This window comes from Stenotrophomonas sp. ZAC14D2_NAIMI4_6, from assembly GCF_003086875.1.
Taxonomy (GTDB): Bacteria; Pseudomonadota; Gammaproteobacteria; order Xanthomonadales; family Xanthomonadaceae; genus Stenotrophomonas.
In genome coordinates this window covers 3,799,058-3,825,916 of the sequence record NZ_CP025996.1, presented here as the reverse complement: position 1 = coordinate 3,825,916, position 26,859 = coordinate 3,799,058, and the positions used below count along the sequence as shown (strand labels likewise).

The following is a 26,859-nucleotide window of genomic DNA, read 5'->3' as shown; positions in this document are numbered from 1 at the left end:
ATGTCTCCTGGGAAGGAAGTGGCGCCGTGCCGGAGCGCGGCGCAGCCGGATCAGGCCAGTCCGGCCCGGGACAGGCCGAAGGCCTGGTCCAGGACACCCGGCACGGTGCCGAATGCCACGTTGGCGCGGTTCCAGGCGTTGATCGCCATCACCGCGTAGGTCAGGTCCACCAGCTCCTGTTCGGACAGCTGCCCGCGAACCTGGTCGTACAGCGCATCGGCCACGCCCTGGGCAGGTAGATGGGTCAGGGCATCGGTCCATGCCAGGCAGGCGCGCTCGCGCGGGCTGAACAGGTTCGATTCGCGCCATGCCGCGACGTGATGCAGCCGCAGCGGGCGCTCGCCACGGATGGTGGCTTCCTTCACATGCATGTCCAGGCAGAACCCACAGCCATTGAGCTGCGATGCGCGGATGTTGACCAGGTCGATGATGGCCGGTTCGATGCTGGCGTGATGGGCGGCATGCGAGAACGTGCCGAGCTTCTTGAACAGTTCGGGGGACAGTGCGGCGTAGTCCAGACGATGGGTCATGGCAGGGGGCCTGTAGGCAGGGGAACGTGCTGCGCAGGCTACGAACGCGGCGGCGGTGGCGGTAGGCCGCGCCGGGGATGCATCGCGTTGCACGAAAAACACCAATGGCCTGTCACAGCGGCAGGCGCCCGCACGTCTGCCGGGCATGGACACCCCGAACGCCCATGCCTTGCGCCCTGCCAGCGAACGTATCTGGCAGTCCTTCCTTGCCGCGCTGGCGCAGCTTCCTGCCGATACCCGCGCCGTGCTGTTGCTGCATGACGTGCTGGGCGCCGACGTGGACGACATCGTGCCGCTGCTGGGCCTGAGCGCCGCAGCGTGCCACCAGCGCCTGCTGCAGGCGCGTGCCCACCTGCACCAGCACCCCAACGCTGTGGAGCCCCCGACCCCATGAATGCATCGTCCCCTGCGACCGCCGCCACGGCCGCGCGTGATCCGCTCAATGCCTCGTTTTCCACCAGCTACGCGGGCGTGCTGGCGTTCATCGCCGTGGCCAGCGAGGGCAGCTTCGCCCGCGCCGGTGACCGCCTGGGCATCGGCAGATCGGCGGTCAGCCGCAGCGTGCAGAAGCTGGAAACCCAGCTGGGCGTGCGCCTGTTCCTGCGCACCACGCGATCCACCTCGCTCACCCGCGAGGGTGAGCTGTTCCTTGAGGGTTGCAGCCCTGGCGTGGAGTGCATCCTGCAGGCGCTGGATGAAATGCAGGACCTGCGCGAAGGACCGCCGCGCGGTCATCTGCGCATCAGCGCCACGCACGGTTTCGGCCGCCGCGTGATCGCGCCGTTGCTGGCCGCCTTCCGCAGGGAACATCCGCAGGTGACCGTGGAGCTGCTGCTGGACGAACAGGCGCCGGACCTGGCCGGCGATCGCATCGATATCGCCTTCCGTGAAGGCGTGCTGGAAGACAGCCAGGTCATCGCCAAGCAACTGGTGCCGATGCAACTGGTGGCCTGCGTGTCGCCGGCCTATGTGCAGGCCCATGGTGCGCCGCAGAGTGTGGACGCGCTGGCCACCCATGCCTGCATTGGCCGCCGGCTGCCTGCCGGGCGCATGCAACGCTGGGAGTTCCGGGTGGACGGCCAGGAGATGCACCCGCAGCCCACCGCGGCGCTGGTGTTCAACGATGCCGAGCTCGTGCTGCAGGCCGTGGTCGATGGCCTGGGCATCGCGCAACTGCCCAGCTACCAGGTGCGCGATGCGCTGCGCGCCGGCAGCGTGGTGACCTGCCTGGACCGCTATGCGCCGCACGACCGCGGCCACTACCTGTGCTACCTCAGCCGTCGGCAACTGCCCAAGCGTATCCGCGCGTTCATCGACTTCAGCACCCAGCGTGTGCGCGCGCTGGACCTGGACGCCATTTCGCACTGGGAAGCACGCCAGCAGGCCGCCGTGGCCGCGACCGCCGATGCGCCGGCATGGGCCTGAGCGATTGGTGCACGGCAGGCAACAACGTGGGGCCGCCGCCGGATCTACTGCCGGCCCAGCGGTGTTCCTAGCATGGCAGCGAACCGGCTATTCCCCTTCCGCATTCCTGGAGACAGCACATGAAGATTCTCGTCATTGGCGGCACCGGCCGCATCGGCAGCAAGGTGGTGGACCGTTTGCGGGCCGCCGGGCATGAGGCCGTGGTTGCAGCACCGTCCACGGGCATCGATGTGTTGACCGGACAGGGCCTGGACGCGGCCATGGCCGGCACCGAGGTGGTGCTGGACCTAGCCAACTCGCCTTCGTTCGAAGACGCCGCCGTGCTGTCGTTCTTCGTTACGGCCGGGCACACGATCCTGGCTGCGGCCGCGCGCGCGGGCGTACGCCACCATGTGGCGCTGTCGGTGGTGGGCACCGATCAGCTGGCCGCTAGCGGCTACTTCCGCGGCAAGATCGCGCAGGAGCAGTTGATCCGTGATTCGGGCCTGCCGTTCACCATCATCCACTCCACCCAGTTCTTCGAATTCCTGCCGGGCATCGTGCAGTCGGCCGGGCAGGGCCCGACCCTGCGCCTGCCCAGTGCCGATGTGCAGCCGATTGCCGCCGACGATGTGGCCGATGCGGTGGCGCGCATCGCACTGCAGCCGCCGGTGAACGGCGTGGTAGACATTGCCGGGCCGCAGCGCGAATCGATGGCGGCGCTGGCACAGCGTTTCCTGCAGGCCAACGGGGATACGCGCGAGGTGGTGGCCGACCCGGACGCGCCTTATTTTGGCGCGGTACTGCAGCAGGGCACGCTGGTGCCGCAGGGCGAGGCGTGGACGGGCCGCATCGACTTCGCCCAGTGGCTGCAGCAGTCCACGCCGGCAGCGGGGCCGCGGGCATGACGCGGCCGTCCACGCTGCTGGATATCCAGGTCTGCCGATGAATGGCCTGAAGCCGCCGCCGTCCAGTGTGCTCGATCGCTATCACGGCGATGAGGTGCGCCCCCTCTACACCGGCCGCGTGCGGGTTCAGGGCGGCCAGGCCGGGCACGGTCGCGCCTCGGGCGTGGTGCGTTCGGATGATGGTGCGCTGGCCGTCGATCTGCGCCTGCCCCCTGAACTGGGCGGCCCCGGCGGTGGCACCAATCCCGAACAGTTGCTGGCGGCCGGTTACGCCGGCTGCTTCCACGGCGCCATGGTGCTGGTTGCCGCGCGGGCCGGCCTGGTGCTGGACCAGCCCAGCGTCGAGGTGGGGGTGACCTTTGCCCGCGACCCGGTGGATGGCCTGTATCTGCTGTCCGCCGAGATCGTGGTGTGCCTGCCGGGCATGGACGCCACGCTGGCGGCGGAACTGGTACGCAATACCGAACGCGTGTGTCCGTACGCCAAGATGTTCCATCGCGGCATCAGTCACGTGGTGCGGGTCAGCGTGGGATGAACGCTGCGCCCTGCCATGGTTGCCTGGTGATCAGGCTCGCGGCTGCGATAATGGGCCATGCACACCACGTCCCTCACCGTCACCCTGGAAGCTGCGTTCCTGGGACTACGCGCGCTGCCATGGTTTGCGCTGGCGCACAACAGCCTGAACCCGCGCCTGATCCTGCACGCGGACCGTGTGGAATACCGCGTGCTGCGCCGCCGTGCGCAACCCTACAGCGCGATTGCCGAAGTGGACTACCGGAACTGGCGCAGTACGCAGAACATCGTGCTGGCGTTTGAAGGAAGCGCATTCACCTTCATTGCCAATACCGGAGTTCTGGGCCGCACGCGGGGGGCCATTGCGCGATTGCAGGCGCAGGGATGCGTGTTGTCACCGCGTGCGCAAGAGTTGCTTGGAAGCGCGATTCAACGGCCATGAAGTGCCCAGATCTCAGTTGCAATTGAGCTCTGGTCAAAATGGCCGCACACCGACAGTGTTGCGTTTCCTTCGTGGATTCCGGGAGACAGCCCACCGGTAGAGCAGACCACCCCGCGTGAGACCCACAGCCATTTGTTAACGGACACCGATTCGCCGACATTGCAACCCGGGATGAAACTGGCCAGCCATGACACGACCTGACTGCTGACAGTTTCAAACTCCGCGTCGGCGTGAACGGCGTATCCGCCAGGATCCCCGCGGTACACAGAGCCGGGGCCATCCATGACGATGCTGCTTGTTGCCCCACATGAGTTCCGCTTCGTAGACGGTGCTATGGTCTCGGCCTTTGTTTGATCGGGCTTGCCTGGCCGCGGCGCGGTTCCCACACAGGACAGCAGCGTCTGGGTCTGCGGTGAAAACACGGACACGCCGTCCCTCGAAACCGTTCCGCCTATGCGGGCACAATAGCGATCCAGTGCATCCAGCGTCGAAGGTGACTGCTGGATCGCATCCAGCTCCAGCAGGCCATCGGTCTGTTCGGTATGGACCAGCTCTATAGTTTCACCCGTCCCAAGCCGATAAACGCGTCGCAGCTGCGATGGCGCCGCCCTGGCTGACGATTCGTAGGGTCTGGATTCTTCGATCAAGGTGAAGTCATCCATCCGTGGAGCATCTGTACTGCCGTCTGCCGCTCGTGCTGGACCGGTCGCACCGAGTAGAAGGAAGAGCAGGCATGCCGAAGTGACAAGAGTGTTCATTGTGGAAACGCCTTTTCCAGATGGCAGCACGAGACTGTGCGTAGGCTGAATCTAGGCTTGGGCCCATACCCATTGGAAGAGGCAAGAGCGTCACCAATTGCTGCAATCACGTGAAGCAGCTGCAAGGCCGCGTGAAGCAGTCAGCGCCGGTTCTACAGCGTGATTTCCGCATCAATCGCTGCTCACCTGCACCGCACACGCGTTCGATCACTGTGGCTGCGCACGGCAACGGTGATGCACCGCTGCCCCTTCCCGAAGATCCGAAAAGGAGCCACGCCATGAGCACCCAGTCCACCATCGAAAGCCGTCTGAACGACCTGATCGAAATCGCTCGCGACGGCAAATCCTTCTATGAAGAAGCGGCCACCAAGGTGAAGGATGCCGAGCTGTCGGCACTGTTCACCCGCATCGCCGGCGTCAAGGCGCGCATCGTGACCTCGCTGAGCGGCGCGGTGGCGGCCACCGGCGGCAAGCCGGCCGAGCACGGCACCCTGGTCGGCTCCATGCAGCAGTTCTACGGCAAGGTGCGCGCCGCCTTCGGCGATACCAACTACGGCTACGTAGCCGAGCTGGAAGAGTCGGAAGACCGCCTGCTGGGGGCGTTCAAGGACGTGCTGAAGGAAAACGACCTGCCGCCGGCCGTGCGCCAGGAAGTGACCCAGTGGCTGCCGGACGTGCAGGAATGCCACGCCGTGATGCGCACCCGCAAGCACGCAATGAAGGCCGCTTGATCGCCTGATCGTTTCTGGCTGACCCCCACCAGCCAACCCGGGCCCCGCCACATGGCGGGGCCTTTCTGTGCGTGCGCGCACAACTGCAATGCGCTGCTCTCGCCGTGGTCGCACGGGCTGCCTAGAATCGCTTCATCCCGGTACGTTCCGGGCGCTGTCGAGTGAATGGATTCCATGAAGATTCTGCTGACCGGAAGCTCCGGCCGCATCGGCCGCGCGATCTTTGGTGCGCTGGCGGCGCAGCACGAGGTGATCGGGCTGGACCGCAGCCCGTTCGCCACCACGCGCATCGTGGCCGACGTGACTGACCGCACGGCACTGCAGCGCGCCCTGGACGGCGTGGATGCGGTGATCCATACCGCCGCCCTGCACGCGCCGCATGTGGGCCTGGTGGACGAAGCGGTGTTCCAGACGGTGAACGTGGACGCGACCGCGCAGCTGCTGCAGCTGGCGCGGCAGGCGGGTGTGCGGCGGTTCGTACTGACCAGCACGACGGCGCTGTATGGCCACGCGGTGGTGCCTGGCGGCTGCCGCTGGATCGACGAAGACACCCACCCGCAGCCGCGCACCATCTACCACCGCAGTAAGCTGCAGGCCGAAGCACTGGCCGAGCAGGCCGCATCGGCAAGCTTCAGCGTGCGGGTGCTGCGCATGGGCCGTTGTTTCCCGGAACCGCCCGAGCGCATGGCGCTGTTCCGCCTGCATCGGGGCATCGACGCGCGCGATGTGGCCAGCGCGCATGCGGCGCTGCTGCTGGACGAAGGTGGCGCGTTCCAGCGCTACATCGCCTGCGGGGCCAGTCCATTCCAGCGCGAGGATTGCCTGCAGCTGGCCGTTGATACTCGCCAGGTGCTGGCGCGCCGCGCGCCGCAGCTGCTGGCTGAGTTCGACCGCCGTGGCTGGTCGCTACCGCCGTCGATCGACCGGGTATACGACAGCCGCCGGCTGCAGCAGCAGCTGGGCTGGCAGCCGCGCCATGGGCCGGATGAAGTGCTGCAGCAGTACGCCGCCGGCAGCATTGAAGTGTTGCCGCGCGCGATGGCCCGGCCGTAGCCCGTAGCGTCGAGCTTGCTCGACGGCCATGAACGCCGGCGGCACCGCGCCAGTCGAGCAAGCTCGACTCTACGAACGGGCGCGCTCCGGCGGCACCGGCATCCCCCGTAGCGTCGAGCTTGCTCGACGGCCATGAACGCCGGCGGCACCGCGTCAGTCGAGCAAGCTCGACTCTACGAACGGGCGCGCGCCGGCGGCACCGGCATTCCCCGTAGCGTCGAGCTTGCTCGACGGCCGTGAAGGTCGGCGGCACCGCGCCAGTCGAGCAAGCTCGACTCTACGAACGGGCGCGCTCCGGCGGCACCGGCATCCCCCGTAGCGTCGAGCTTGCTCGACGGCCATGAACGCCGGCGGCACCGCGCCAGTCGAGCAAGCTCGACTCTACGAACGGGCGCGCGCCGGCGGCACCGGCATTCCCCGTAGCGTCGAGCTTGCTCGACGGCCATAAATTCCGGCGGCGCCGCGCCAGTCGAGCAAGCTCGACTCTACGAACGGGCGCGAGCCGGCGGGCACCCGGGTTCCCCGTAGCGCCGAGCTTGCTCGACGGACATGAAGCCCCGCGCGCGCCGGGCACCTGGCCAGCCCACGAGACTGAGCGCGTTCAGCTTCGGCGCCCGGTTCGGCTCAACCTGTGCGGCGCGCGGCCGTTAACCCGGTGCGCGCCTTCTTCTGGAAGGTGGCCCGCGCGAGGGATCGCGCATCTGCGCGGTGCCCCCACCGGTGCCGGTTGTCCTGAATCACCTGCGGATCCTTCCATGTCGCCTTCCCGTTCTACGGCTGCCCGTCGCCCCGGCAGCATTGCCCACAAGCTGATGCTGGGTACCGCGCTGATCGCACTGCTGTGCTTCGGCCTGACCGCCTTCCTGATCTACCGCCAGGCCAGCAGCAGCCTGATCAACGCCTCGCGCCAGACCATGGCCAGCGAAGCCAATGCCGAGGCACGCAAGGTCGCCGCCGACCTGGGCACTGCCTTTGCCAGCAACGACGCCATGGCCGAGGCCGTCCTGGCCCAGCGCGCACGCGGCGATGTGCCCGACCGCGCCAGCCTGGCCGCCATCATCGGCGAGCAGCTGCACGCGCACCCGGAATGGCTGGGCAAGAGCACCATGTGGGAAGCCGATGCCTTCGATGGCAAGGACGCCGAATTCGTGAACACCGAGGCGCACGACGCCACCGGTCGCTACATGAGCTACTGGGCCTGGCAGGACGGCAAGCCGACCCAGTCGCCCATGACCGACTACACCGACAGCGCCAGTGGCTCTGCCGACTGGTACGTGGGCCCCAGCCGCGACAAGCTGCCCAAGGTCAGCGAACCCTACGCCTACGACATCGGCGGCCAGCAGGTGCTGATGAGCACGCTGAGCACGCCGATCGTGGAGAACGGCACGTTCCTGGGTGTGTTCACCGTTGATTTCTCGCTGGCCGCCCTGCAGAAGCACCTGGCCACGCTGGCACCGATGGGCGCCGGCCGGGTCGAGCTGCTGTCGCCCAAGGGCGTGGTGCTGGCCGCGGCCAACCCGGCCGAGATCGGCAAGCCGCGCAGCGATGCCGGCACCCGCGCCATGCTGCAGCAGATTGCCGCCGACAAGACCGTGGAAGCCTTCGAGCCGGACGATGCCGGCAACGTGCGCCTGTACGTGCCGCTGAAGATCGGCAACGCACCGCAGCGATTTGCCTTGGGCGTGGTGGTGCCGCATGCAGTGATCGTGGCCGAAGCGCGCCAGCTGCTGTGGCTGACCCTGCTGGTGGGCGTGGTGGCCGCGCTGACCCTGAGTGCCGGCGTGTACGTGCTGCTGCGCCGCCTGGCGATCCGTCCGCTGGCCGAAGCCGTGCGCATCGCTGGCGATGTGGCCGCCGGCAAGCTGGATTCGGCCATGCCCGCGCGAAGCAACGATGAAGTGGGCCGGTTGCTGGAGGCGATGCAGAGCATGCGTGGCCAGCTGCAGGCGGTCATGGCCGCCCAGGCCGAGATGGCGCAGCGCCACGATGCCGGGCAGATCAGCTACCGCATGGATGCTTCGGCATTCCCGGGCGAGTACGGCCGCATGGTGGCCGACAGCAACCAGCTGGTGGCGTCCAGCAATGCGGTCACCCAGCGCCTGGTGGAAGTGATGCAGCGCTACGCCGTGGGCGACCTGAGCGTGGACATGGAAGCGCTGCCGGGCGAAAAGGCGGTGTTCACCGCGGCCATGGCCACCACCAAGAACAACCTGGGCGCGATCAACGATCAGATCCAGCAGTTGGCCGCCGCTGCCGCTGCCGGTGATTTCGCCGTGCGCGGCGATGCCCAGCGCTTCGAGCATGATTTCCGCCGCATGGTGGAAACCCTGAACACCATGATGCAGGTGAGCGACCACAACCTGGCCGCGCTGTCCACGCTGCTGCGCGCAATCGCCGCCGGCGACCTCAGCACGCGCATGCAGGGTGATTTCCACGGTGTGTTCGCGGTGATGCGCGACGATGCCAACAGCACCGTGCAGCAGCTGACCCAGATCGTCGGCCAGATCCAGCAGTCGGCCGCCAGCATCCGTCTGGCCGCCGGCGAGATTGCATCGGGCAACAACGATCTGTCGCGCCGTACCGAAACGCAGGCGGCCAACCTGGAAGAAACCGCCGCGTCGATGGAAGAGCTGACCTCCACCGTGCGCCAGAACGCCGAACACGCCCAGCAGGCCAACAGCCTGGCGGCGTCGGCGGCCGGCGTGGCCAGCGAAGGCGGGCAGGTGGTCGGCCAGGTGGTGCAGACCATGGAACAGATCGAAAGCTCGTCGCAGCGTATTGCCGAAATCATTTCGGTCATCGACGGCATCGCGTTCCAGACCAACATCCTGGCGTTGAACGCGGCGGTGGAAGCGGCGCGTGCCGGTGAGCAGGGCCGCGGTTTCGCGGTGGTGGCCAGCGAAGTGCGCGCGCTGGCACAGCGCTCGGCGGGAGCAGCCAAGGAAATCAAGGAACTGATCGATGCCTCGGTGGCCCATGTGGGCGCCGGTGCGCAGCTGGTGCACGGTGCCGGCCGCACCATGCAGGACATCGTGGGCCAGGTGGGCCGGGTGAACGAGATCATGGCCGAGATCTCGGCCGCCTCGCGCGAGCAGTCCGCCGGCATCGAGCAGGTGAACCAGACCGTGGTGCAGATGGACGAAACCACCCAGCAGAACGCCGCACTGGTGGAAGAAGCCACGGCCGCTGCGCGGGCCATGGAAGAGCAGGCCGAACAGCTGGCGGTGGCGGTGTCGCGCTTCCGTCTGCAGGCCGATGCCACGGCGGCGAAGGTGCTGCGCGCCGCCTGAAGGCTGGAAATGAAGACGCCCGGCGGGGGCCGGGCGTCGTTTGCATCCTTGCCGCGCGTCCGTGCGCAGGTCTGATTCGCTCAGAACATTCCTTCAAACGGGTTCCAGCTGGTGCTGCCCTTCACCTGTTCCAGGTAGTAGGCGTAGTTGGTGCTGGAGGCCACCAGGAAATTGGTGGCGATGAACAGGGCGCGGGCGACGATTTCCGGCAGTACGAAGGCCAGCGCCATCAGCACGATGTTGATGCCGATCACCACGATCGCCTTGCGCCACATGCCCAGGATGAACAGGTAGATGGCGCCGAAGAAGAAGGCGAAGAAGTTCAGGTTGATCTTCAGCCGGTCGCCGAAGGACAGGGCCTTCCAGGCCTGCTTGAAGCCAGGCTCCTTGGGGGCGCCGTGCTGCTGGTAGAAGGCAAAGCGGAACTGCCACTTCGGACTGAAGCGGGAGAGGTCTACGGCATTCATTGAGTAGGGACATCCCTGTAAGAAAACGTTTTCATGATAAATGGCGGCGCATTCAGGTGGTACAGGGTCGCGTCAAAAATGTGACGCCTTGCTCAGGAATTCGCCGCGTCGGGCGGTCGCACCGTCACCCACCCGCCTTGTTTTTAGGATAGGGTGCGCAGTTCCGCTGGCGCCCCGGCTTCATCCAGGCGTTGGCGGAATGTCCATGGAGGTTGCATGACCACAGCTGCTACACCGGAAAACGCACCGGGACCGGTGCTTCTGCCGACACCTGAAGTGGTGCAGGCACAACAACTGCTCGCCCGCCAGCAACTGGCGGTGGCGATGGAGCGCGCGCGCGCGGCGGCCAGTGGTGCCGCCAACACACCGGCACTGGCCGACGAGTGATACCCGCCGGGGCCGGGATCGCGTTGGCTGACCAGCGCGACCGGCCCACCCCAGCGCCTGTTCATGAGAGTTGTTCTCATTTGTCACGATCCAGCCCGGCGCTCGCCTGCTGATCGCTGAATGGGGACATTTCCCGGCGCAAACCTTCGCACTGGGCTTACATTTGCCCGCCTAGACTGGGCCGCATTTTTTCGATTCCGCCCCGTTGGAGATCGTGTGGGTTCCGGTAGTGACAGACATCGACTGCGCGGCGTGAAGCCCCCGCAGAGTGGACAAGTGCGGGCGCCGGGAAGGCGCGCCGGGAACCTTGGTGCATGCAGCCCGGCCGGGATGGCAGGGCGCGGCGCCTGGGCGGAATAGGCCTGCATGGAAGTTCAAACCCACATTCCGAGCACGGGCAACCCGGAACTGGATGCCGGCTGGGCCCTGCTGCCTGCCGAATCGCCGCTGGTCATGCCCGAGCAGAGCCTGGGCGAGGGCGCGCTGAAGGTGCGCCGCCACCGCACCTCGCCGCGCCTGATCGGCCTGCGCCGCCTGTACATCCTGGGCGGCACGGCCGTGATGACCGCCGCCGCCACCCGCATGATGTGGCGGGTGCTGTCGGGCAATGGCATCAGCGTGCTGGAAGCCTGCCTGCTGGTGCTGTTCGTCGGCCTGTTCGCCTGGATCGCGCTGTCCTTCGCCAGTGCCGTGGCCGGCTTCCTGACCGCGGTGTTCGACCGTGGCTACCGCCTGGGCATCGACCCGGACAAGCCGCTGCCGGTGGTGCACAGCCGGACCGCGCTGCTGATGCCCACCTACAACGAAGATCCGCGCCGCCTGCTGGCCGGCCTGCGTGCCATCTATGAATCGGTGGCGGCCACCGGCCAGTTGCAGCGCTTCGATTTCTTCGTGCTCAGCGACACCCGCCGCGAGGACATCGCCCGCGCCGAAGAGGTGGTGTTCAACGAACTGCGCGAGCTGGTGCCCGACGGCCAGGTGCGCTTGTTCTACCGCCGCCGCAGCGACAACAGCGGCCGCAAGGCCGGCAACATCGCCGATTGGGTGCGCCGCTTCGGCGGTGCCTACCCGCAGATGCTGATCCTGGACGCCGACAGCCTGATGACCGGCGACAGCATCGTGCGCCTGGTGGCCGGCATGGAACACAACGCCGACGTCGGCCTGATCCAGACCCTGCCGTCGGTGATCGGCGGTCGTACGTTGTTCGCCCGCATGCAGCAGTTCGGCGGCCGCGTGTACGGCCCGGTCATCGCCCGCGGCGTGGCCTGGTGGCACGGTGCCGAGAGCAATTACTGGGGCCACAACGCAATCATCCGCACCCGCGCCTTCGCCGACCACGCCGGGCTGCCGGCGCTGCCGGGGCGCAAGCCCTTCGGCGGCCACGTGCTCAGCCACGATTTCGTGGAAGCCGCGCTGATGCGCCGCGGTGGCTGGGCCGCGCACATGGTGCCGTACCTGGGCGGCAGCTATGAGGAAGGCCCGCCCACCCTGACCGATCTGCTGGTGCGCGACCGCCGCTGGTGCCAGGGCAACCTGCAGCACGGCAAGGTAGTGGGCAGCCGTGGCCTGCACTGGATCAGCCGGGTGCACATGCTGATCGGCATCGGCCATTACTTCACCGCGCCGATGTGGGGCATGCTGATGCTGATCGGCATCGCCATCCCGCTGTTCCAGGAAGGCATCGATTTCAATGCCGTGCTGCATCTGTCGCCCAGCGTCTACTGGCGTGCGCAGGATGAGGTGCAGGTGGTGCGGCTGTTCGGCGCCACCATGGCCGTGCTGCTGATGCCCAAGGTGCTGGGCTACCTGGCCATGCTGCTGGACCCGGTGGATCGCCGCGGCTGTGGTGGTGCGATCCGTGCGTTCGTGTCGATGCTGGTGGAAACCGTGCTGGCCGCCCTGATGGCGCCGGTGGTGATGTACGTGCAGTCGCGCGGCGTGGCCGAAGTGCTGTCCGGGCGCGATTCGGGCTGGGATGCGCAGCAGCGCGACGACGGCGGCATTTCCTGGTGGGCGCTGGTACGCGGCTACGGCGGGCTGGGCCTGTTCGGCGCGTTCATGGGCCTGCTGGCGTGGGCCGTGTCGCCGTCACTGGCGGCCTGGATGGCGCCGGTGGTGATCGGCATGGTGCTGGCCATTCCGGTGGTGGCGCTGACCTCTTCGCGTGCGCCCGGTGCCTTCCTGCATCGCCTGGGCCTGCTGGATATTCCCGAAGAGAATCTGCCGCCGCCGGTACTGGTGCGCGCCGCGCAGCTGCGCCGCGAGGCTGCCGAACAGCCGCCGCTGTACTGATCCCCGCGTGGCACCGGCATAATGCGGCTCGAACGTACAGGAGCCGCAACATGCTGCAAACGGTGGAACAGGAAACCGGCGCTTCGCCGCAGTGGTCGGTCATCTGGCTGCACGGCCTGGGCGCCGACGGCCACGACTTCGCACCCATCGTGCCGGAACTGGTACGCCCGCACTGGCCAGCGCTGCGCTTCGTGTTCCCGCATGCGCCGGTGCGGCCGATCACCATCAACAATGGTGTGCCGATGCGCGGTTGGTACGACATCGTCGGCATGGACTTCCGTTCGCGCGCCGACATGGCCGGCGTGCGTGAATCGATGGCGCAGCTGGACGCGCTGATCGCCCGCGAGATCGAGCGCGGCATCGCCGCCGACCACATCTTCCTGGCGGGCTTCTCGCAGGGTGGGGCGGTGATCCTGAGCGCCGCGCTGGCGCGCACCGCACCGCTGGCCGGCCTGATCGCGCTTTCCACCTACCTGCCCGACGCGCAGAGCGCCACCCGTGTGGAAGGCGCCGTGGATGTGCCGGTGTTCATGGCCCACGGCACTGGCGATCCGGTCATTCCGCTGCCGGTGGCCGAGCACAGCGCGCAGGTGCTGCGCGATCTGGGGCTGCAGCCGCAGTGGCACAGCTACCCGATGGCCCACCAGGTCTGCGCCGAGGAAATCGACGCGCTGGGCGATTGGCTGCAGCAACGGCTGGGCGTGGCCTGAGCCATGGCCGCTGCCAGCGCCGCCCCATGGATGCCGGAACTGTGCCGCCTGCCGCGGCTGGCGGCCATGCTGGGCCTGGCCGAGCTGGTGGTGGTGGTGCTGGCGCTGGCGCCCGATGGCAGCCGGCACTGGACGCTGGGCGAGCTGGCTTCGGCCAGCGGCTTCGCCCTGTGGCTGGCGCTGGCCGTCAGCATCAGCCTGTGTGCGCTGCGGCGGCCGTTGTCACGCCTGCCCGAATCGCTGGGCGCGGTCGCCGCCGTGGCCCTGGCGGCGCTGATCGCCGTGGCCTGCGCGGCCATCATCCATGCGCTGTATGCCGTCCTGGGTGACAACTTCACGCGTGGCATCAGCTTCCTGCGCTTCACCCTGGGCAGTGCCGCCACCACCGCGCTGATCACCGCGCTGGCGCTGCGCTATTTCTATGTGAGTGATCGCTGGGCCGCGCAGCTGCGGGCCAATGCACGCGCACAGGCCGATGCGCTGCAGGCGCGCATCCGCCCGCACTTCCTGTTCAACAGCATGAACCTGATCGCCAGCCTGCTGCACCGTGACCCGGCCGTGGCCGAGCGCGCGGTGCTGGATCTGTCCGATCTGTTCCGTGCGGCGCTGGGCGCGGGCGAGGGCGATGCCACCCTGCGCGAAGAATGTGAACTGGCCGAGCGCTACCTGTCCATTGAGTCGCTGCGGTTGGGTGATCGCCTGCAGGTGCGCTGGCAACGCGACGAACCGCTGCCGTGGGAGCTGCCGATGCCGCGCCTGGTGCTGCAGCCGCTGGTGGAAAACGCGGTGCTGCACGGCATTTCGCGGTTGCCGGAAGGTGGCACGATTGAACTGCACCTCGCTCGGCAGGGCGATGAACTGCAGATCACCGTGCGCAATCCCGCACCTGACCCGCAGGCGCCGGGGCTGGCGCTGGCACGTGGCGCGGGCCATGCCCAGCACAGCATCGGTCATCGCCTGGCCTGGCGCTTTGGCCGCGGTGCGCGGATGACGGCAGGCTGGAGCGAAGGCTACTATGCCTGCCAGGTGACAGTGCCGATCCAATGAAGGAGCGACCGTGAGGGTGGTCATCGCCGATGACGAACCGCTGGCCCGTGAACGCCTGCGCAGCCTGCTGGCCGCGCAGGAGGGCATCGAGGTAGTGGCCGAAGCCGGCAACGGTGAGCAGGCGCTGCACGCCTGTGCGGAACTGCAACCGGACCTGGTGCTGCTGGACATCGCCATGCCGGGGCTGGATGGCCTGGAAGCGGCCCGCCACCTGGCCAGTTTCGAACCGCGCCCGGCGGTGGTGTTCTGCACGGCCTACGATGCACATGCGCTGTCGGCGTTCGAAGCGGCCGCCATCGACTACCTGATGAAGCCGGTACGCGCCGAGCGGCTGGCCGCGGCGATCGCCCGCGCGCGGACGTTCCTGGCCGGTCGTGATGGCCAGCCGCAGCACAACGGTGGCCAGGCCCGCAGCATGCTGTGCGCGCGCCTGCGCGGCAGCCTGCGCTTGATTCCGCTGGACGACATCCACTACCTGCAGGCCGAAGAGAAGTACGTGGTGGTGCACCACGCACGCGGCGAAGACCTGATCGAGGAATCGCTGAAGTCGCTGGAGGAGGAGTTCGCCAGCCGCTTCGTACGCATTCATCGCAACTGCCTGGTGGCGCGCCACGAGCTGGTGGAACTGCGGCGTGGCACGGGCGGGCAGGTGCAGGCGGTGCTGCGGCATGGCAAGCAGCCGCTGGAAGTCAGCCGCCGCTGCGTGGCGACGCTGAAGCAGGAAGTACGGCATCTGTAGGGGTGCCGCGCGGCCTGCGGCCGCGACCGCTTACGAGCAACATCTGAAGCAACAGCAACAGCAACAGCAACAGCGGGTCATGGCTCGTTGTTTCTACGTGCTGGGTCGGGCCGGGGTGGGGGCGCGGGACACGCCGTTAACCCATCCATGGGGGCTCGTAGGCGCCTTGCTCGCGCGCGCAATCCTGCGCGCCCGGCAAGAGCCGAGTTGTTGTCGGGTGGGGAAAGAAATGTAGAGTCGAGCCACGCTCGACTCAGAGCGAAGCGACCCGCTTTTGCTCTTTTCTTCTGATCTTCCGTGGCGGCGGCGCACGGAAACTGTCAGAGGCCGGGGCGGTGGGGTCAGGCGGGGTGTCCGCGGCATGGATGCCGCGGCCAAGCCCCCATGGATGGGTTAACGGCGTCCCCGCCTGACCCCACCGCCCCGGCCACGCGCGATACATCCAACCAGCCGACGCCACGAGGGGCTCCGCCGTTGGCCGTATCCGCGCCGGAGGCGCGATAATGTGCTGATGGAAACCGTCCGCATCGCCACCCGCAAGAGCCCGCTCGCCCTCTGGCAGAGCGAACACGTCGCCGACCGCCTGCGCCAGGCCCACCCGGGCCTGCACGTGGAACTGGTACCGATGAGCACCCGCGGCGATGAGGTACTGGACCGCTCGCTGGCCGCCATCGGTGGCAAGGGCCTGTTCCTGAAGGAACTGGAGCTGGCCATGCTGCGCGGTGAGGCCGATTGCGCGGTGCATTCGTTGAAGGACGTGCCGATGGAACTGGATGCGCCCTTTGCGCTGCCGGCCATGCTCACCCGGCACGACCCGGCCGATGGCTTCGTGTCCAACCTCTATGCCTCGCTGGATGCGCTGCCGATCGGTGCCCGCGTGGGTACGTCCTCGCTGCGCCGCCAGGCCCAGTTGCGCGCACTGCGCCCCGACCTGCAACTGCTGGATCTGCGCGGCAACGTGAACACGCGACTGGCCAAGCTGGACAACGGCGGCTACGACGCCATCGTGCTGGCGGTGGCTGGGCTGGAGCGTTTGGGGCTGGGCCACCGCATCGTGGCGCGCCTGCAGCCGCCGCAGTGGCTGCCCGCACCGGCGCAGGGCGCGGTGGCGGTGGAGTGTGATGGCGGCAATGCGCGCCTGATGGCCCTGTTTGCCGGCCTGGACGATGCGGGCACGCGTGCCTGCGTGGAAGCCGAGCGGGCGATGAACCGCGCGCTGCATGGCAGTTGCCATGTGCCGGTGGCGGCCATCGCGCAATGGCAGGGCGATGATCTGCACCTGCAGGGCTTGGTGGGCAGTGCCAGCGATGGCCGCGCGGTGCGCGCCGAAGCGGTCGGGCCGGGCAGCGATCCGGACACGCTGGGCCAGCAGGTAGCGAAGATGCTGCTCGATGCCGGCGCCGGCGAACTGCTGAACGTCTGACCGAACGCGATTTCCGTAGAGTCGAGCTTGCTCGACTGCTTCTTCTGTAGCGTCGAGCCATGCTCGACTGCTGTTGGCCAAGCAGTCGAGCATGGCTCGACTCTACAAAACCGTTTCTTATTTGAACTTGTAGACCACGTTCATCGTGGTCAGCGTATCGGTCTTGCGCTTGTCGTCGGCCACGTCGCTGTTGTAACGCGCCTGCCAGCCTGCCTTCAGTGCCAGGTGCTCGTTCATGCTCACCGACACGCCGAAGTCGTTCTGGCCGAAGGTGTTGTACGAGCCCGATTCCACCAGCAGGTTGTTGATCAGGTCGGTGTTGTCGGTCAGCGAATACTTCAGCTCGAACTGGCCCTGGCCGATCAGGCCGGTACGGGTGCGGTCGTCTTCGGTGCTGTGGGTGCGGCTGACACCGGGGCCGATCAGCGCGTCGAAGTAGAAGCGCTCGGTGTTCCACAGGCGGGTACCGTAGCCCAGACCCAGCGAGCTGCGGCGGTCGTAGGTGGCGAAGTCATCGCGCTCGAAACGCACCTTGGCCGACAGCTGGCGGTGCTCGCCCAGCTGCAGCGCGCTGCCGGCGCTGCCGGTGTAACGGTTGGCCGTGGTGTTGGTGCGGCGCGTGGTGGTGCCGTCATCGTTGGTTTCGGTCACCTTGGAACTGGAGCGCAGGCCGAACAGATCCATGGTGTGCACCCAGTCATCGTCGGTGTAGCGCAGGCGCAGGCTGCCGTTGAAGCTTTCGGTGCTGCTGTTGCCGCGTGCCGACGCGAAGCCCAGCTCGCCGCCGCTGCCACTCCATGGCGAGGTCATCGCCGCCAGCTCGGATGCGTCCTGCGCGTAGGCCAGCGGCGCGCACAGCAGCAGGGGGACCAGCAGGGACAAACGCAGGGACATCAAGGCTTCTCCGAAGCGGTTAACAACCGGTGATGATACTGGATGGTCGACGACAGGCCGACCCATCGCGGCGCGCGCTTCAGCAGGCGTTGCCGCCACTGCCCCATTCAGGGCAGATCGACGCGCAGCGCAGGGTCGTTGAAGCGCGAATAGCGTAGCCGCAGCTGGTAGGGGCCGTCCTGGGCGGTGCCGCTGCGCATGATCTGCCGCGGCAGGCCCTGGTCGTCCACCCAGTAATCCAGGTGTTCGCCGGGGCCGCTGCGCAGCCGGTAGTGGCGCGTGGCCACGCCGTCCAGCGATTGCTGGCCCAGGTCTTCCACCTGCAGGGCCGCCGGGTCGGCGTCGGCTGGCAGCGGGCTGCGCCACTGTTCCAGCGCGCCCGCCGGCAGCGGCACCTGGCGGATCGCGCCTTCGGCCTGCAGGAACAGCGTGTCGCCGATGATGATCTGCGCCCCGGCCGGGGTTTCCACCCGGAAGCGGTCCGGTGCCACGAAGTCCATCGCGCTGCGCACCGGGCGCGGGCCGCCGCGCACGTCCAGCTCGGCGTGGAAGCTGCGCAGGGCGGCAAAGCGCTGGCTGGCCGCCAGCACCGCCTGGGCCGCATCGGCAGCGGGAACCGGGGTGGCCGCCGTGGCTGGCGCGGGCGCGCGATCGCAGCTGGCCAGCAGCAGGCAGGCCAGCAGGGGCAGGGCGGGCAACCGGCGCATCGGGCATGTCCATGGGGCGGGGGGCGCCCACGATAGCCCAAAGCCCCCACACAACGCCCGCGACTCGGACATAATCGGGGGTATGGACCGATACGAACGCATCACCGCCCTGCATCGTCTGCTCAAGTCCGCTCGCTACCCGGTGACGGTGGCGACGCTGCAGGACAAGCTTGCCTGTTCCCGCGCCACCGTCTACCGCGACCTGGCCTTCCTGCGCGATGCGCTGATGGCGCCGATCGAGGGCGATGGCGAGGCCGGCTTCCGCTACCAGGCCGATGAAAGCGATCGTTTCGAGCTGCCGGGCCTGTGGCTCAGCTCGGAAGAACTGCATGCCCTGCTGGCATCGCAGCACCTGCTGGCGCGCACCGGCGGCGGCGTGCTGTCGTCGGTGCTGGCGCCGCTGCAGCAGCGTATCGAGGGCCTGCTGGCGGCCCAGGCCGGCGTGTCCAGTTGGCCGGTGGACCGGGTGCGGGTCATTCCGCACCGCGGCCGCAAGTTCGACGAAGCCAGCTTCCGCACCGTGGCGTCGGCGGTGCTGGAGCGCAAGCAGCTGGCATTTGAATACCGCGCCCGCTCCACCGACGAGCCGACCCGGCGCACGGTGTCACCGCAGCGCCTGACCCACTACCGCGACAACTGGTACCTGGATGCCTGGGACCATGACCGCGAAGCCCTGCGCAGTTTCGCCGTGGATCGCGTGTACAAGGCGCGGGTGGTGGACGAGGGCGCCAGGGACGTGGCCGACACCGAACTGGACGAGCAGCTGGGCGCAAGCTACGGCATCTTCTCCGGCGCGCCCAAGGGCTGGGCGACCATCCTGTTCAGCGCCAAGGCGGCGCGCTGGGTGGCCGATGAGCACTGGCATTCCAAGCAGCAGGGGCGTTTCCTGCCCGACGGCCGCTACGAACTGAAAGTGCCCTACAGTGTCTCGCGCGAACTGCTGATGGACGTGCTGCACTACGGCTCCGACGCCGAGATCGTCGAACCGGTGATGCTGCGCGAGCAGGCCAAGGCGCTGCTTGACCTGGCCCTGAGCAACTACGAAAAATCCTGACCCTCCCCCCGAGAGACCCCCTGCACCCATGAAGAAGACCCTGTTGCTGCCCCTGTTCGCCGCTGCGCTGGCCCTGACCGCCTGCGGCAAGTCCGGTGAGCCCTCGCAGAAACTGGTGGTGGCCGCCACGGCGGTGCCGCACGCGGAGATCCTGGAGGTGGTCAAGCCGATCCTGAAGCAGGAAGGCGTGGAACTGGACGTGCGTGTGTTCAATGACTACGTGCAGCCCAACGACCAGCTGGTGCAGAAGCAGGTGGACGCCAATTACTTCCAGACCGAGCCGTACCTGGATGCCTACAACCGTGATCGCAAGACCGACCTGACCAAGGTGATCGGCGTGCACATCGAGCCCTTCGGTGCGTACTCGCGCAAGGTGAAGTCGCTGGCCGAGCTGCGCGAAGGTGCCGACGTGGTCATTCCCAACGATCCCAGCAACAACAGCCGCGCGCTGATCCTGCTGCACAAGGCCGGGGTTATCGAGCTGAAGGACCCGACCAACGCGCTTTCCACCCAGCGCGACATCGTGTCCAACCCGAAGAAGTTGAAGTTCCGTGAGCTGGATTCGGCCATGCTGCCGCGCGTGCTGGACCAGGTGGACCTGGCCCTGATCAACACCAACTACGCGCTGGATGCCGGCCTGAACCCGACCCAGGATGCACTGGCGATCGAGAGCAAGGATTCGCCGTACGTGAACTTCCTGGTGGCGCGCCCGGACAACAAGGACGATGCGCGCGTGCAGAAGCTGGCCAAGGCGCTCACCAGCCCGCAGGTGAAGACCTTCATTGAAACCAAGTACAAGGGCTCGGTGCTGCCGGCGTTCTGATGTTGGGGTAGCGCCGGGCCATGCCCGGCGTATCCGGGATTCGCCGGGCATGGCCCGGCGCTACCTATCTCAATCGACGTGGAAGGCCAGGGTTGCGGCCACGGCCTGCTGCCAGCCGGCGTACAGTTTTTCCCGGCGGGCCGCCTCCATCTGCGGCTCGAAGCGCCGGTCCAGGCCCCACTGCGCGGCAATCTGCTCGCGGCTTTCCCAGAACCCCACCGCCAGCCCGGCCAGATAGGCCGCGCCCAGCGCGGTGGTTTCGGTCAACCGCGGCCGCAGCAACGGCACGCCCAGGATGTCGGCCTGGAACCCGGCCAGGAAATCATTGGCGATCGCGCCGCCATCGGCGCGCAGCTCGCTCAGCGCGATGCCGGCGTCGGACTGCATGGCATCCAGCACGTCGCGGGTCTGGTAGGCCATGGCCTCCAGCGCGGCCCGTGCGAAATGCGCCTTGCTGGTGCCACGCGACAGGCCGAACATCGCCCCGCGCACGTCACTGCGCCAATAGGGCGCGCCCAGGCCCACGAAGGCCGGCACCAGGTACACGCCGCCACTGTCGGGCACCTGCGCAGCCAGCGCCTGGCTCTGGCTGGCATGGTCGATCATGCGCAGGCCGTCGCGCAGCCACTGCACCACCGAACCGGCCACGAAGATCGAGCCCTCCAGGGCGTATTCCACCTTGCCGTGCAGGCCCCAGGCGATGGTGGTCAGCAGGCCGTTGCGTGAACGCACGGCCTGGTCACCGGTGTGCATCAACATGAAGCAGCCGGTGCCATAGGTGTTCTTCACCCGGCCCGGGCTGAAGCAGGCCTGGCCGAACAGCGCTGCCTGCTGGTCGCCGGCGATGCCGGCAATGGGAATGGGGTGGTCGAAGAAGAACTGCGGCCGCGTATGCGCATACACCGCACTGGAATCGCGCACCTGCGGCAGCATGGCGCGCGGGATGTCCAGCAGTGCCAGCAGGTCATCGTCCCAGTCCAGCGTGTGGATGTTGAACAGCAGCGTGCGTGCGGCGTTGCTGTAGTCGGTCACGTGGGCCTGGCCGCCGCTCAGGTTCCACACCAGCCAGCTGTCGATGGTGCCGAACAGCAGTTCGCCGCGCTCGGCGCGCTGCTGCGCACCGGGCACATGGTCCAGGATCCAGCGCACCTTGGTGGCCGAAAAATAGGCGTCGATCAGCAGCCCGGTGCGCTCGCGCACCAGCGCCTCGTGGCCGTCCGCGCGCAGGCGCTCGCAGATGGCCTGGCTTTGCCGCGACTGCCAGACAATGGCGTTGTGGATCGGCTGGCCGGTGGCGCGGTCCCACACCACGGTGGTCTCGCGCTGGTTGGTGATGCCCAGCGCGGCGATCTGGCGCGGATCGATCTGTTCGCGGCTGAGCAGTTCGGTCAGCGTGGCATAGACGCTGGTGAGGATCTCGCGTGGGTCATGTTCGACCCAGCCGGGCTGCGGAAAGATCTGCGCGAACTCGCGCTGCGCGCTGCCGACGATATCGCCGGCGTGATCGAACAGGATGGCGCGTGAACTGGTGGTTCCCTGGTCGATGGCCAGCACGTAGCGGGGCGTCATGGGGCGTCTCCGGTGGCGATGGGGAAATCCTACGGCATCGCGATGGAAGGGGCGGTGTGCGGGATTGCCTGAGAATCGAATCGACGGCGTGGCGTGGGATTGCCGCGGAGCCGTAGAGTCGAGCTTGCTCGACTGCTTTCCACGGCAGTCGAGCAAGCTCGACTCTACGAAGCAGGCAGTCGAGCAAGCTCGACTCTACGAAGCGGGAAGTCGAGCAAGCTCGACTCTACCGGCCCTGCATCCGGGTCTGCAGGTGCGCTGCCTGCGCTGCATCCAGGCGCAGGCCGAGCTTGCTCCTGCGCCACAGCACATCTTCTGCAGTGCGTGCCCATTCGTGTTCGCGCAGGAACGCCACTTCGCGTGCATGCAGGCCGGCATCGAAGTCTTCGCCCAGCGCAGGCAGGTCACGCGCATCGCCCAGCAGTTCGGCGCTGCGGCTGCCGTAGGCGTGGGCCCAACGGTGCGCCAGGTCGGCGGGCAGCCATGGGGCGCGCTGCTGCAGCTGCGCCGTGGCATCTGCGGCGTCACCCCAGTCGCTGCCGGGCAGGGCGGGGCCGTGCGCGGTCCAGGCCGGGCCCATCTGCGGCAGCGCGCCGCGCAGCAGCTCCAGCGTCTGTTCGGCCAGCACGCGGTAGGTGGTCAGCTTGCCGCCCAGCACGTGCAGCGCGGGCGCGCCGTCGTCCTGCAGCTGCAGCCGGTAGTCGCGGCTCAGGCGTGCTGCGCGCGGGTCCGGGTCGGCCAGCAGAGGGCGCACGCCGGCGAACTGCCAGACCACCTGCGATGGCGTGACCGCATCGCGCAGGTAGCGGCTGGCTGCAGCGCACAGGTAGTCGATTTCTTCAGGCAGCACCATGCAGCGTGCCGGGTCGCCGCGATAGTCGGTATCGGTGGTGCCGACCAGCAGATGGTCGCTGGCAAAGGGCAGCAGGAACACCACGCGGCCATCGGGCTGCTGCAGCAGGCAGGCGCTGTGGCTGGGCCAGGGCCGGCGCAGCACGATGTGGCTGCCCTGCACCAGGCGCAGCGCTGGGGCGCCACTGTCCCCGTGCATCTGCTGCAGCAGGCTGCCCGCCCACGGGCCGGCGGCGTTCACCACCGCCCGGGCGTGCACGGCGAAGGGCGGTTCGGCGGCGGTCTGCAGCTGCGCCTGCCAATGCGTGCCGTGCTGCTGCACCTGCAGGCAGCGGGTGCCGGTCAGGATGCGTGCGCCGCGGCCGGCGGCATCGAGTGCATTGAGCAGCACCAGGCGCGCATCATCCACCTGTGCGTCGGCGTAGCTGAAACCGTGGTGCAGATGCGGTTGCAGCAGGGCGCCGATCGGGTCGGCCTGCAGGTCCACTGCGGTGGCGGCGGGAAAGGACGGGCTGCGCTGGCCCAGATGGTCGTACAGCCACAGGCCCAGCCGCAGCATCCAGCGCGGCCGCAGGTGCGGTTCCCACGGCAGCACGAAGCGCAGTGGCTGCACCAGGAAAGGGGCCTGCCGGCGGACGATCTCGCGTTCGCTCAAGGCCTTGCGCACCAGCGCGAATTCGCCCTGTTCCAGGTAGCGCAGGCCACCGTGGATCAGCTTGCTGCTGGCGCTGGAAGTGTGCGCGGCCAGATCGTGCTGTTCGCACAGCAGCACGCGCAGGCCACGGCCGCTGGCATCACGGGCGATGCCGGCACCGTTGATGCCGCCGCCGATTACCAGCAGGTCTACCTCGTGCATGGGGCTCCCGTGTGTCCAGGTAGAGTCGAGCTTGCTCGACTGACTCCCGCGTAGAGTCGAGCTTGCTCGACTGCTGGAGAAACAGTCGAGCAAGCTCGACTCTACCGAACAGGGCAGTCGAGCAAGCTCGACTCTACCGAATGCGGGTGACGGAAACGACGACGGGCCCCGCAGGGCCCGTCGCGTTACTGCAGTGAAGCGGGTACGTGCTTAGAAGCGGGCACCGATACCGAAGCCCACGGTCCACGGGTCGATCTTGGCTTCACCCACCTTCACGCCATCGATCTTCACGTCCGGGCGCGAGCGCATGTAGCGCGCGTCGGCACGGGCGAACCAGGTGGAATTGATGTTCATGTCCACGCCGACGGTACCGATCACGCCCTTGGCATCCTTCAGGCGGATGTCCGAGGTGCTGCCATCGGACAGCGATTCATTGCTGAATGCCGACTGGAAGTAGCCCACGCCCACGAACGGACGGAACACGTTGTCAGCCTGGCCGAAGTGGTACTGGCCGCTCAGTGCGACCGGCTGCTGCTCGACGCTGCCCAGGCGGGCATTGCCCGGACCCTTCACGCGGTGGTCGAACTTGTCGGCAGCGCCCCACAGTTCAACGGCCCAGTTGTCGTTGACGTAGTAGCTGAAGCTGACGGTCGGCGCCGGGCCACCATCGACCTTCTTCACGCCTTCGATCGGATCGTTCTTCGGCTGCAGCAGCGTCACCCCGCCAACCACGGCAAAATGCTTGCCCGAGGCGGTGTCGGTGCTGCTGCTGTCCTGGGCGAAAGCGGCCGGCGCAAAGGCGGCGGAAGTCAGCAGGGCGAGGCTCAGAATACGGATGGAGCGCATGGGGGAATCTCCTGATGTTTCTTGTTTTGGGCCCCCGGTTGCGGGGCGAGCACACCGTAGTCGCCCCAACATGAATCGAATCCGACGCGCGTTAAAAAATGGTTGTCCTTGTTCAGCGAGCAGCGCGAAAGCGCTGTTTCAAAGGGGTTTTTGATGCAGCGTGATGTTCATGCTGTTGTAGATGATGTGAGTGTCGAACACCTGTGCATCGGCTTTCCTGCGCAGGTGAACGACGACTGTCGCGTGTTGTTGCTGGGTTCGATGCCGGGCGTGGCATCGCTGCAGGAACAGCAGTACTACGCGCATCCGCGCAATCGCTTCTGGCCGCTGTTGGGCGCGCTGTGCGGTTTCGATGCGGACCTGCCCTACGCGCAGCGCCTGCACGCGCTGGCCGCTGCGCGGGTGGGGCTGTGGGATGTGATCGGCCAATGCCAGCGGCGCGGCAGCCTGGATGCGGACATCGTGCGTGGCAGCGAAGTGCCCAATGCGCTGCCCGCGTTGATTGCCGGCCTGCCGTCGCTGGTGCTGATCGGCTGTAACGGTGCCGCCGCCGCGCAGGCCTTCCGGCGCTGGGTGCTGCCGCAGCTGGTGGCGCCGCCGCCGGTGCTGGCCTTGCCTTCCACCAGCCCGGCCAATGCCGCCTGGTCCTTGCCCCGCCTGCGTCAGGCCTGGCAGCCGGTGGCCGACGCACGGGCGACATGAAGCGGACATCGACGGGACAATACGCTACCCACTGGAAGGCCGCGCAGGCCCGTGGCAACAGCGTGTCCCGGTGGCGTGCGTACTGAAAACACCTGTAACGGTTGGCGCTGGCCCCCGCTGGCCGCACAATAGACGTTTCCCTACACCAGATTGCCGGAGTTATCCCCATGGCCGAAATCAAGGAAGCACTTGTCCCCGATATCGGTGACTACAGCGATATCCCGGTAATCGAGGTGCTTGTCGCCGTCGGCGATACGGTCAAGAAGGACCAGGGCCTGGTCACGCTGGAAAGCGACAAGGCCACGATGGAAGTCCCGTCCTCGGTCGCCGGTGTGGTCAAGGAAATCAAGGTCAAGGTCGGCGACAACCTGTCCGAGGGCAAGGTCGTGGCGCTGATCGAAGTGGCCGAAGGCGAAGCCGCCAAGCCCGCCGCTGCTGCGCCGGCTCCGGCCAAGGCCGCTGCCCCGGCTGCCGCCACCCAGAGCGCGCCGGCCCCGGCCGCGGCTGCCCCGGCCGCCAGTGGCGGTGCGGTGGAAGCCCTGGTGCCGGACATCGGCGATTACACCGACATCCCGGTCATTGAAGTGCTGGTCGCCGTGGGCGACACGGTGAAGAAGGACCAGGGCCTGGTCACGCTGGAAAGCGACAAGGCCACCATGGAAGTGCCGTCCTCGGTGGCGGGCGTGGTCAAGGAACTGAAGGTCAAGGTCGGCGACACCCTGTCGCAGGGTGCCGTGGTTGCCATCATCGAAGCAGAAGGTGCCGCCGCTGCTGCCCCGGCCCCGGTGGCTGCCGCGCCGGCCGCCGCCCCGGCCCCGGCCCAGGTCAGCGCCCCGGCGCCGGCCGCCGCCGCCCCGTCTGCGGGCGCGCCGTCCAGCCCGCCGGTGCAGTTCAACGCCGATGGCGTGCTGCCAGCCAAGGTGCCCTATGCCACCCCGGCCGTGCGTGTGTTCGCCCGCGAACTGGGCGTGGACCTGCTGCAGATCAGCGGCACCGAAAAGGGTGGCCGCATCACCAAGGGTGACGTGCAGAAGTTCGTCAAGGCCGCGCTCAGTGGTGGCGTGCCGGCTGCCGGCGGTGCTGCCGTGGCCGCCGGTGGTGGCCTGAACCTGCTGCCGTGGCCGAAGGTCGACTTCAGCAAGTTCGGCGAAACCGAAGTGCAGCCGCTGTCGCGCATCAAGAAGATCTCCGGCGCGAACCTGGCCCGCAACTGGGCCATGATCCCGCACGTCACCCAGTTCGAACAGGCCGACATCACCGACCTGGAAGGCCTGCGCGTGGCGCTGAACAAGGAAAACGAGAAGGCCGGCATCAAGCTGACCATGCTCGCCTTCCTGATCAAGGCCAGCGCCGCGGCACTGAAGAAGTTCCCGGAATTCAACGCTTCGCTCGATGCCAGCGGTGAAAACCTGACCCTGAAGAAGTACTTCCACATCGGCTTTGCCGCCGATACGCCGAACGGCCTGGTCGTGCCGGTCATCCGCGACGTGGACAAGAAGGGCGTGGTGCAGATCGCGCAGGAAACCGGCGAACTGGCCAAGAAGGCGCGCGACGGCAAGCTGGGCCCGGCCGACATGAGTGGCGGCTGCTTCTCGATCAGCTCGCTGGGCGGCATCGGTGGCACCGCGTTCACCCCGATCGTCAATGCACCGGAAGTGGCCATCCTGGGCGTGTCCAAGTCCTCCATCCAGCCGGTCTGGAATGGCAAGGAATTCGCGCCGAAGCTGATGCTGCCGCTGTCGCTGAGCTACGACCACCGCGTCATCGATGGCGCCCTGGCCGCACGCTTCACCACGTACCTGTCGCAGGTACTGGCCGACATGCGCCGCGTGCTGCTGTAAGGCCGCGCTTCGCCCCCACCG

Annotated in this window: 26 protein-coding genes; 18 read left to right on the top strand and 8 right to left on the bottom strand. The window is 67.6% G+C overall.

The window, feature by feature from the left end; all coding sequences use genetic code 11:
- Positions 1-50: 50 nt before the first annotated feature.
- On the bottom strand, positions 51-530 hold the full coding sequence (locus C1933_RS17385; RefSeq protein WP_108750340.1) for a carboxymuconolactone decarboxylase family protein: 480 nt from the start codon (positions 528-530) through the stop codon (positions 51-53).
- A 145-nt stretch (positions 531-675) separates the two neighbouring features.
- Between C1933_RS17385 and C1933_RS17380 the strand changes: the two genes are divergently transcribed.
- The 5 genes from C1933_RS17380 to C1933_RS17360 all read left to right on the top strand — a co-directional run bounded on the left by C1933_RS17380 (position 676) and on the right by C1933_RS17360 (position 3,797).
- Positions 676-924, top strand: coding sequence for a sigma-70 region 4 domain-containing protein (locus C1933_RS17380; protein WP_108754258.1), 249 nt, complete (start codon positions 676-678; stop codon positions 922-924).
- Entirely contained in the window at positions 921-1,955 is a 1,035-nt protein-coding gene (locus C1933_RS17375) for a LysR family transcriptional regulator (protein WP_108754257.1), read from the top strand. Before C1933_RS17380 ends, C1933_RS17375 begins: the two co-directional genes overlap by 4 nt.
- Positions 1,956-2,074: 119 nt before the next feature.
- Positions 2,075-2,842: an SDR family oxidoreductase gene (locus C1933_RS17370; protein ID WP_108754256.1), complete on the top strand. Its 768-nt coding sequence runs from the start codon at positions 2,075-2,077 to the stop codon at positions 2,840-2,842.
- 37 nt (positions 2,843-2,879) lie between these two features.
- Positions 2,880-3,377, top strand: coding sequence for an Ohr family peroxiredoxin (locus tag C1933_RS17365; protein WP_108754255.1), 498 nt, complete (start codon positions 2,880-2,882; stop codon positions 3,375-3,377).
- Between the two features lie 57 nt (positions 3,378-3,434).
- Positions 3,435-3,797 (top strand): hypothetical protein, encoded by a 363-nt coding sequence (locus C1933_RS17360; protein WP_108754254.1) that lies wholly within the window; start codon positions 3,435-3,437, stop codon positions 3,795-3,797.
- Here the strand turns inward: C1933_RS17360 and C1933_RS20155 are convergent.
- Complete coding sequence (locus C1933_RS20155; RefSeq protein ID WP_159094013.1) at positions 3,785-4,459, bottom strand: hypothetical protein; 675 nt, start codon at positions 4,457-4,459, stop codon at positions 3,785-3,787. The two genes, C1933_RS17360 and C1933_RS20155, sit on opposite strands and share 13 nt — an antisense overlap.
- A 374-nt stretch (positions 4,460-4,833) precedes the next feature.
- Between C1933_RS20155 and C1933_RS17355 the strand changes: the two genes are divergently transcribed.
- The 3 genes from C1933_RS17355 to C1933_RS20490 all read left to right on the top strand — a co-directional run bounded on the left by C1933_RS17355 (position 4,834) and on the right by C1933_RS20490 (position 9,629).
- Positions 4,834-5,286 (top strand): PA2169 family four-helix-bundle protein, encoded by a 453-nt coding sequence (locus C1933_RS17355; RefSeq protein ID WP_108754253.1) that lies wholly within the window; start codon positions 4,834-4,836, stop codon positions 5,284-5,286.
- Positions 5,287-5,460: 174 nt separating this feature from the next.
- Positions 5,461-6,339, top strand: a complete 879-nt coding sequence (locus C1933_RS17350; RefSeq protein ID WP_108754883.1) for an NAD(P)-dependent oxidoreductase — start codon at positions 5,461-5,463, stop codon at positions 6,337-6,339.
- Positions 6,340-7,094: 755 nt separating this feature from the next.
- Positions 7,095-9,629: a methyl-accepting chemotaxis protein gene (locus C1933_RS20490; RefSeq protein ID WP_108754252.1), complete on the top strand. Its 2,535-nt coding sequence runs from the start codon at positions 7,095-7,097 to the stop codon at positions 9,627-9,629.
- 80 nt (positions 9,630-9,709) lie between these two features.
- Here the strand turns inward: C1933_RS20490 and C1933_RS17340 are convergent, their stop codons facing one another.
- A complete protein-coding gene (locus tag C1933_RS17340; protein WP_108750349.1) occupies positions 9,710-10,096 on the bottom strand; it encodes a DUF2628 domain-containing protein in 387 nt (128 codons plus the stop codon).
- A gap of 216 nt (positions 10,097-10,312) precedes the next feature.
- Between C1933_RS17340 and C1933_RS20270 the strand changes: the two genes are divergently transcribed.
- The 6 genes from C1933_RS20270 (at position 10,313) to hemC (ending at position 16,694) form a co-directional block, all read left to right on the top strand.
- Entirely contained in the window at positions 10,313-10,483 is a 171-nt protein-coding gene (locus tag C1933_RS20270) for a hypothetical protein (RefSeq protein WP_199911384.1), read from the top strand.
- A 366-nt stretch (positions 10,484-10,849) separates the two neighbouring features.
- A complete protein-coding gene (gene mdoH / locus C1933_RS17330) occupies positions 10,850-12,775 on the top strand; it encodes a glucans biosynthesis glucosyltransferase MdoH (RefSeq protein WP_108754251.1) in 1,926 nt (641 codons plus the stop codon).
- A gap of 50 nt (positions 12,776-12,825) precedes the next feature.
- Positions 12,826-13,485: an alpha/beta hydrolase gene (locus C1933_RS17325; RefSeq protein WP_108750351.1), complete on the top strand. Its 660-nt coding sequence runs from the start codon at positions 12,826-12,828 to the stop codon at positions 13,483-13,485.
- A 3-nt stretch (positions 13,486-13,488) separates the two neighbouring features.
- Positions 13,489-14,532 carry a sensor histidine kinase gene (locus C1933_RS17320; RefSeq protein ID WP_199911383.1) on the top strand — a complete coding sequence of 348 codons (1,044 nt, stop codon included), beginning with the start codon at positions 13,489-13,491 and terminating at the stop codon, positions 14,530-14,532.
- Between the two features lie 10 nt (positions 14,533-14,542).
- Complete coding sequence (locus tag C1933_RS17315) at positions 14,543-15,271, top strand: LytTR family DNA-binding domain-containing protein (protein WP_108750352.1); 729 nt, start codon at positions 14,543-14,545, stop codon at positions 15,269-15,271.
- Between the two features lie 511 nt (positions 15,272-15,782).
- Entirely contained in the window at positions 15,783-16,694 is a 912-nt protein-coding gene (gene hemC, locus C1933_RS17310) for a hydroxymethylbilane synthase (RefSeq protein WP_108754250.1), read from the top strand.
- A 117-nt stretch (positions 16,695-16,811) separates the two neighbouring features.
- Here hemC and C1933_RS17305 read toward each other — a convergent pair whose 3' ends face one another.
- Positions 16,812-17,588, bottom strand: coding sequence for a DUF481 domain-containing protein (locus C1933_RS17305; RefSeq protein WP_108754249.1), 777 nt, complete (start codon positions 17,586-17,588; stop codon positions 16,812-16,814).
- A gap of 107 nt (positions 17,589-17,695) precedes the next feature.
- Positions 17,696-18,295 (bottom strand): hypothetical protein, encoded by a 600-nt coding sequence (locus C1933_RS17300; RefSeq protein WP_108754248.1) that lies wholly within the window; start codon positions 18,293-18,295, stop codon positions 17,696-17,698.
- Between the two features lie 82 nt (positions 18,296-18,377).
- Here C1933_RS17300 and C1933_RS17295 point away from each other — a divergent pair, with 82 nt between their 5' ends.
- Positions 18,378-19,349: a YafY family protein gene (locus C1933_RS17295; RefSeq protein ID WP_108750356.1), complete on the top strand. Its 972-nt coding sequence runs from the start codon at positions 18,378-18,380 to the stop codon at positions 19,347-19,349.
- A 28-nt stretch (positions 19,350-19,377) separates the two neighbouring features.
- Positions 19,378-20,172 carry a MetQ/NlpA family ABC transporter substrate-binding protein gene (locus C1933_RS17290; protein ID WP_108754247.1) on the top strand — a complete coding sequence of 265 codons (795 nt, stop codon included), beginning with the start codon at positions 19,378-19,380 and terminating at the stop codon, positions 20,170-20,172.
- Between the two features lie 69 nt (positions 20,173-20,241).
- Here C1933_RS17290 and glpK read toward each other — a convergent pair whose 3' ends face one another.
- From glpK to C1933_RS17275, 3 genes are all read right to left on the bottom strand, one after another.
- Positions 20,242-21,741 (bottom strand): glycerol kinase GlpK, encoded by a 1,500-nt coding sequence (gene glpK, locus C1933_RS17285; RefSeq protein WP_108754246.1) that lies wholly within the window; start codon positions 21,739-21,741, stop codon positions 20,242-20,244.
- A 226-nt stretch (positions 21,742-21,967) separates the two neighbouring features.
- Positions 21,968-23,449 carry a glycerol-3-phosphate dehydrogenase gene (glpD, locus tag C1933_RS17280; RefSeq protein ID WP_108754245.1) on the bottom strand — a complete coding sequence of 494 codons (1,482 nt, stop codon included), beginning with the start codon at positions 23,447-23,449 and terminating at the stop codon, positions 21,968-21,970.
- Between the two features lie 210 nt (positions 23,450-23,659).
- Positions 23,660-24,295: an OmpW family outer membrane protein gene (locus tag C1933_RS17275; RefSeq protein WP_108754244.1), complete on the bottom strand. Its 636-nt coding sequence runs from the start codon at positions 24,293-24,295 to the stop codon at positions 23,660-23,662.
- Between the two features lie 153 nt (positions 24,296-24,448).
- On the opposite strand from C1933_RS17275, the gene C1933_RS17270 reads away from it, so the two are divergent.
- Positions 24,449-24,997, top strand: a complete 549-nt coding sequence (locus C1933_RS17270) for a DNA-deoxyinosine glycosylase (protein ID WP_199911382.1) — start codon at positions 24,449-24,451, stop codon at positions 24,995-24,997.
- A 167-nt stretch (positions 24,998-25,164) separates the two neighbouring features.
- Entirely contained in the window at positions 25,165-26,838 is a 1,674-nt protein-coding gene (aceF, locus tag C1933_RS17265) for a dihydrolipoyllysine-residue acetyltransferase (protein ID WP_108754242.1), read from the top strand.
- Positions 26,839-26,859 lie beyond the last annotated feature (21 nt).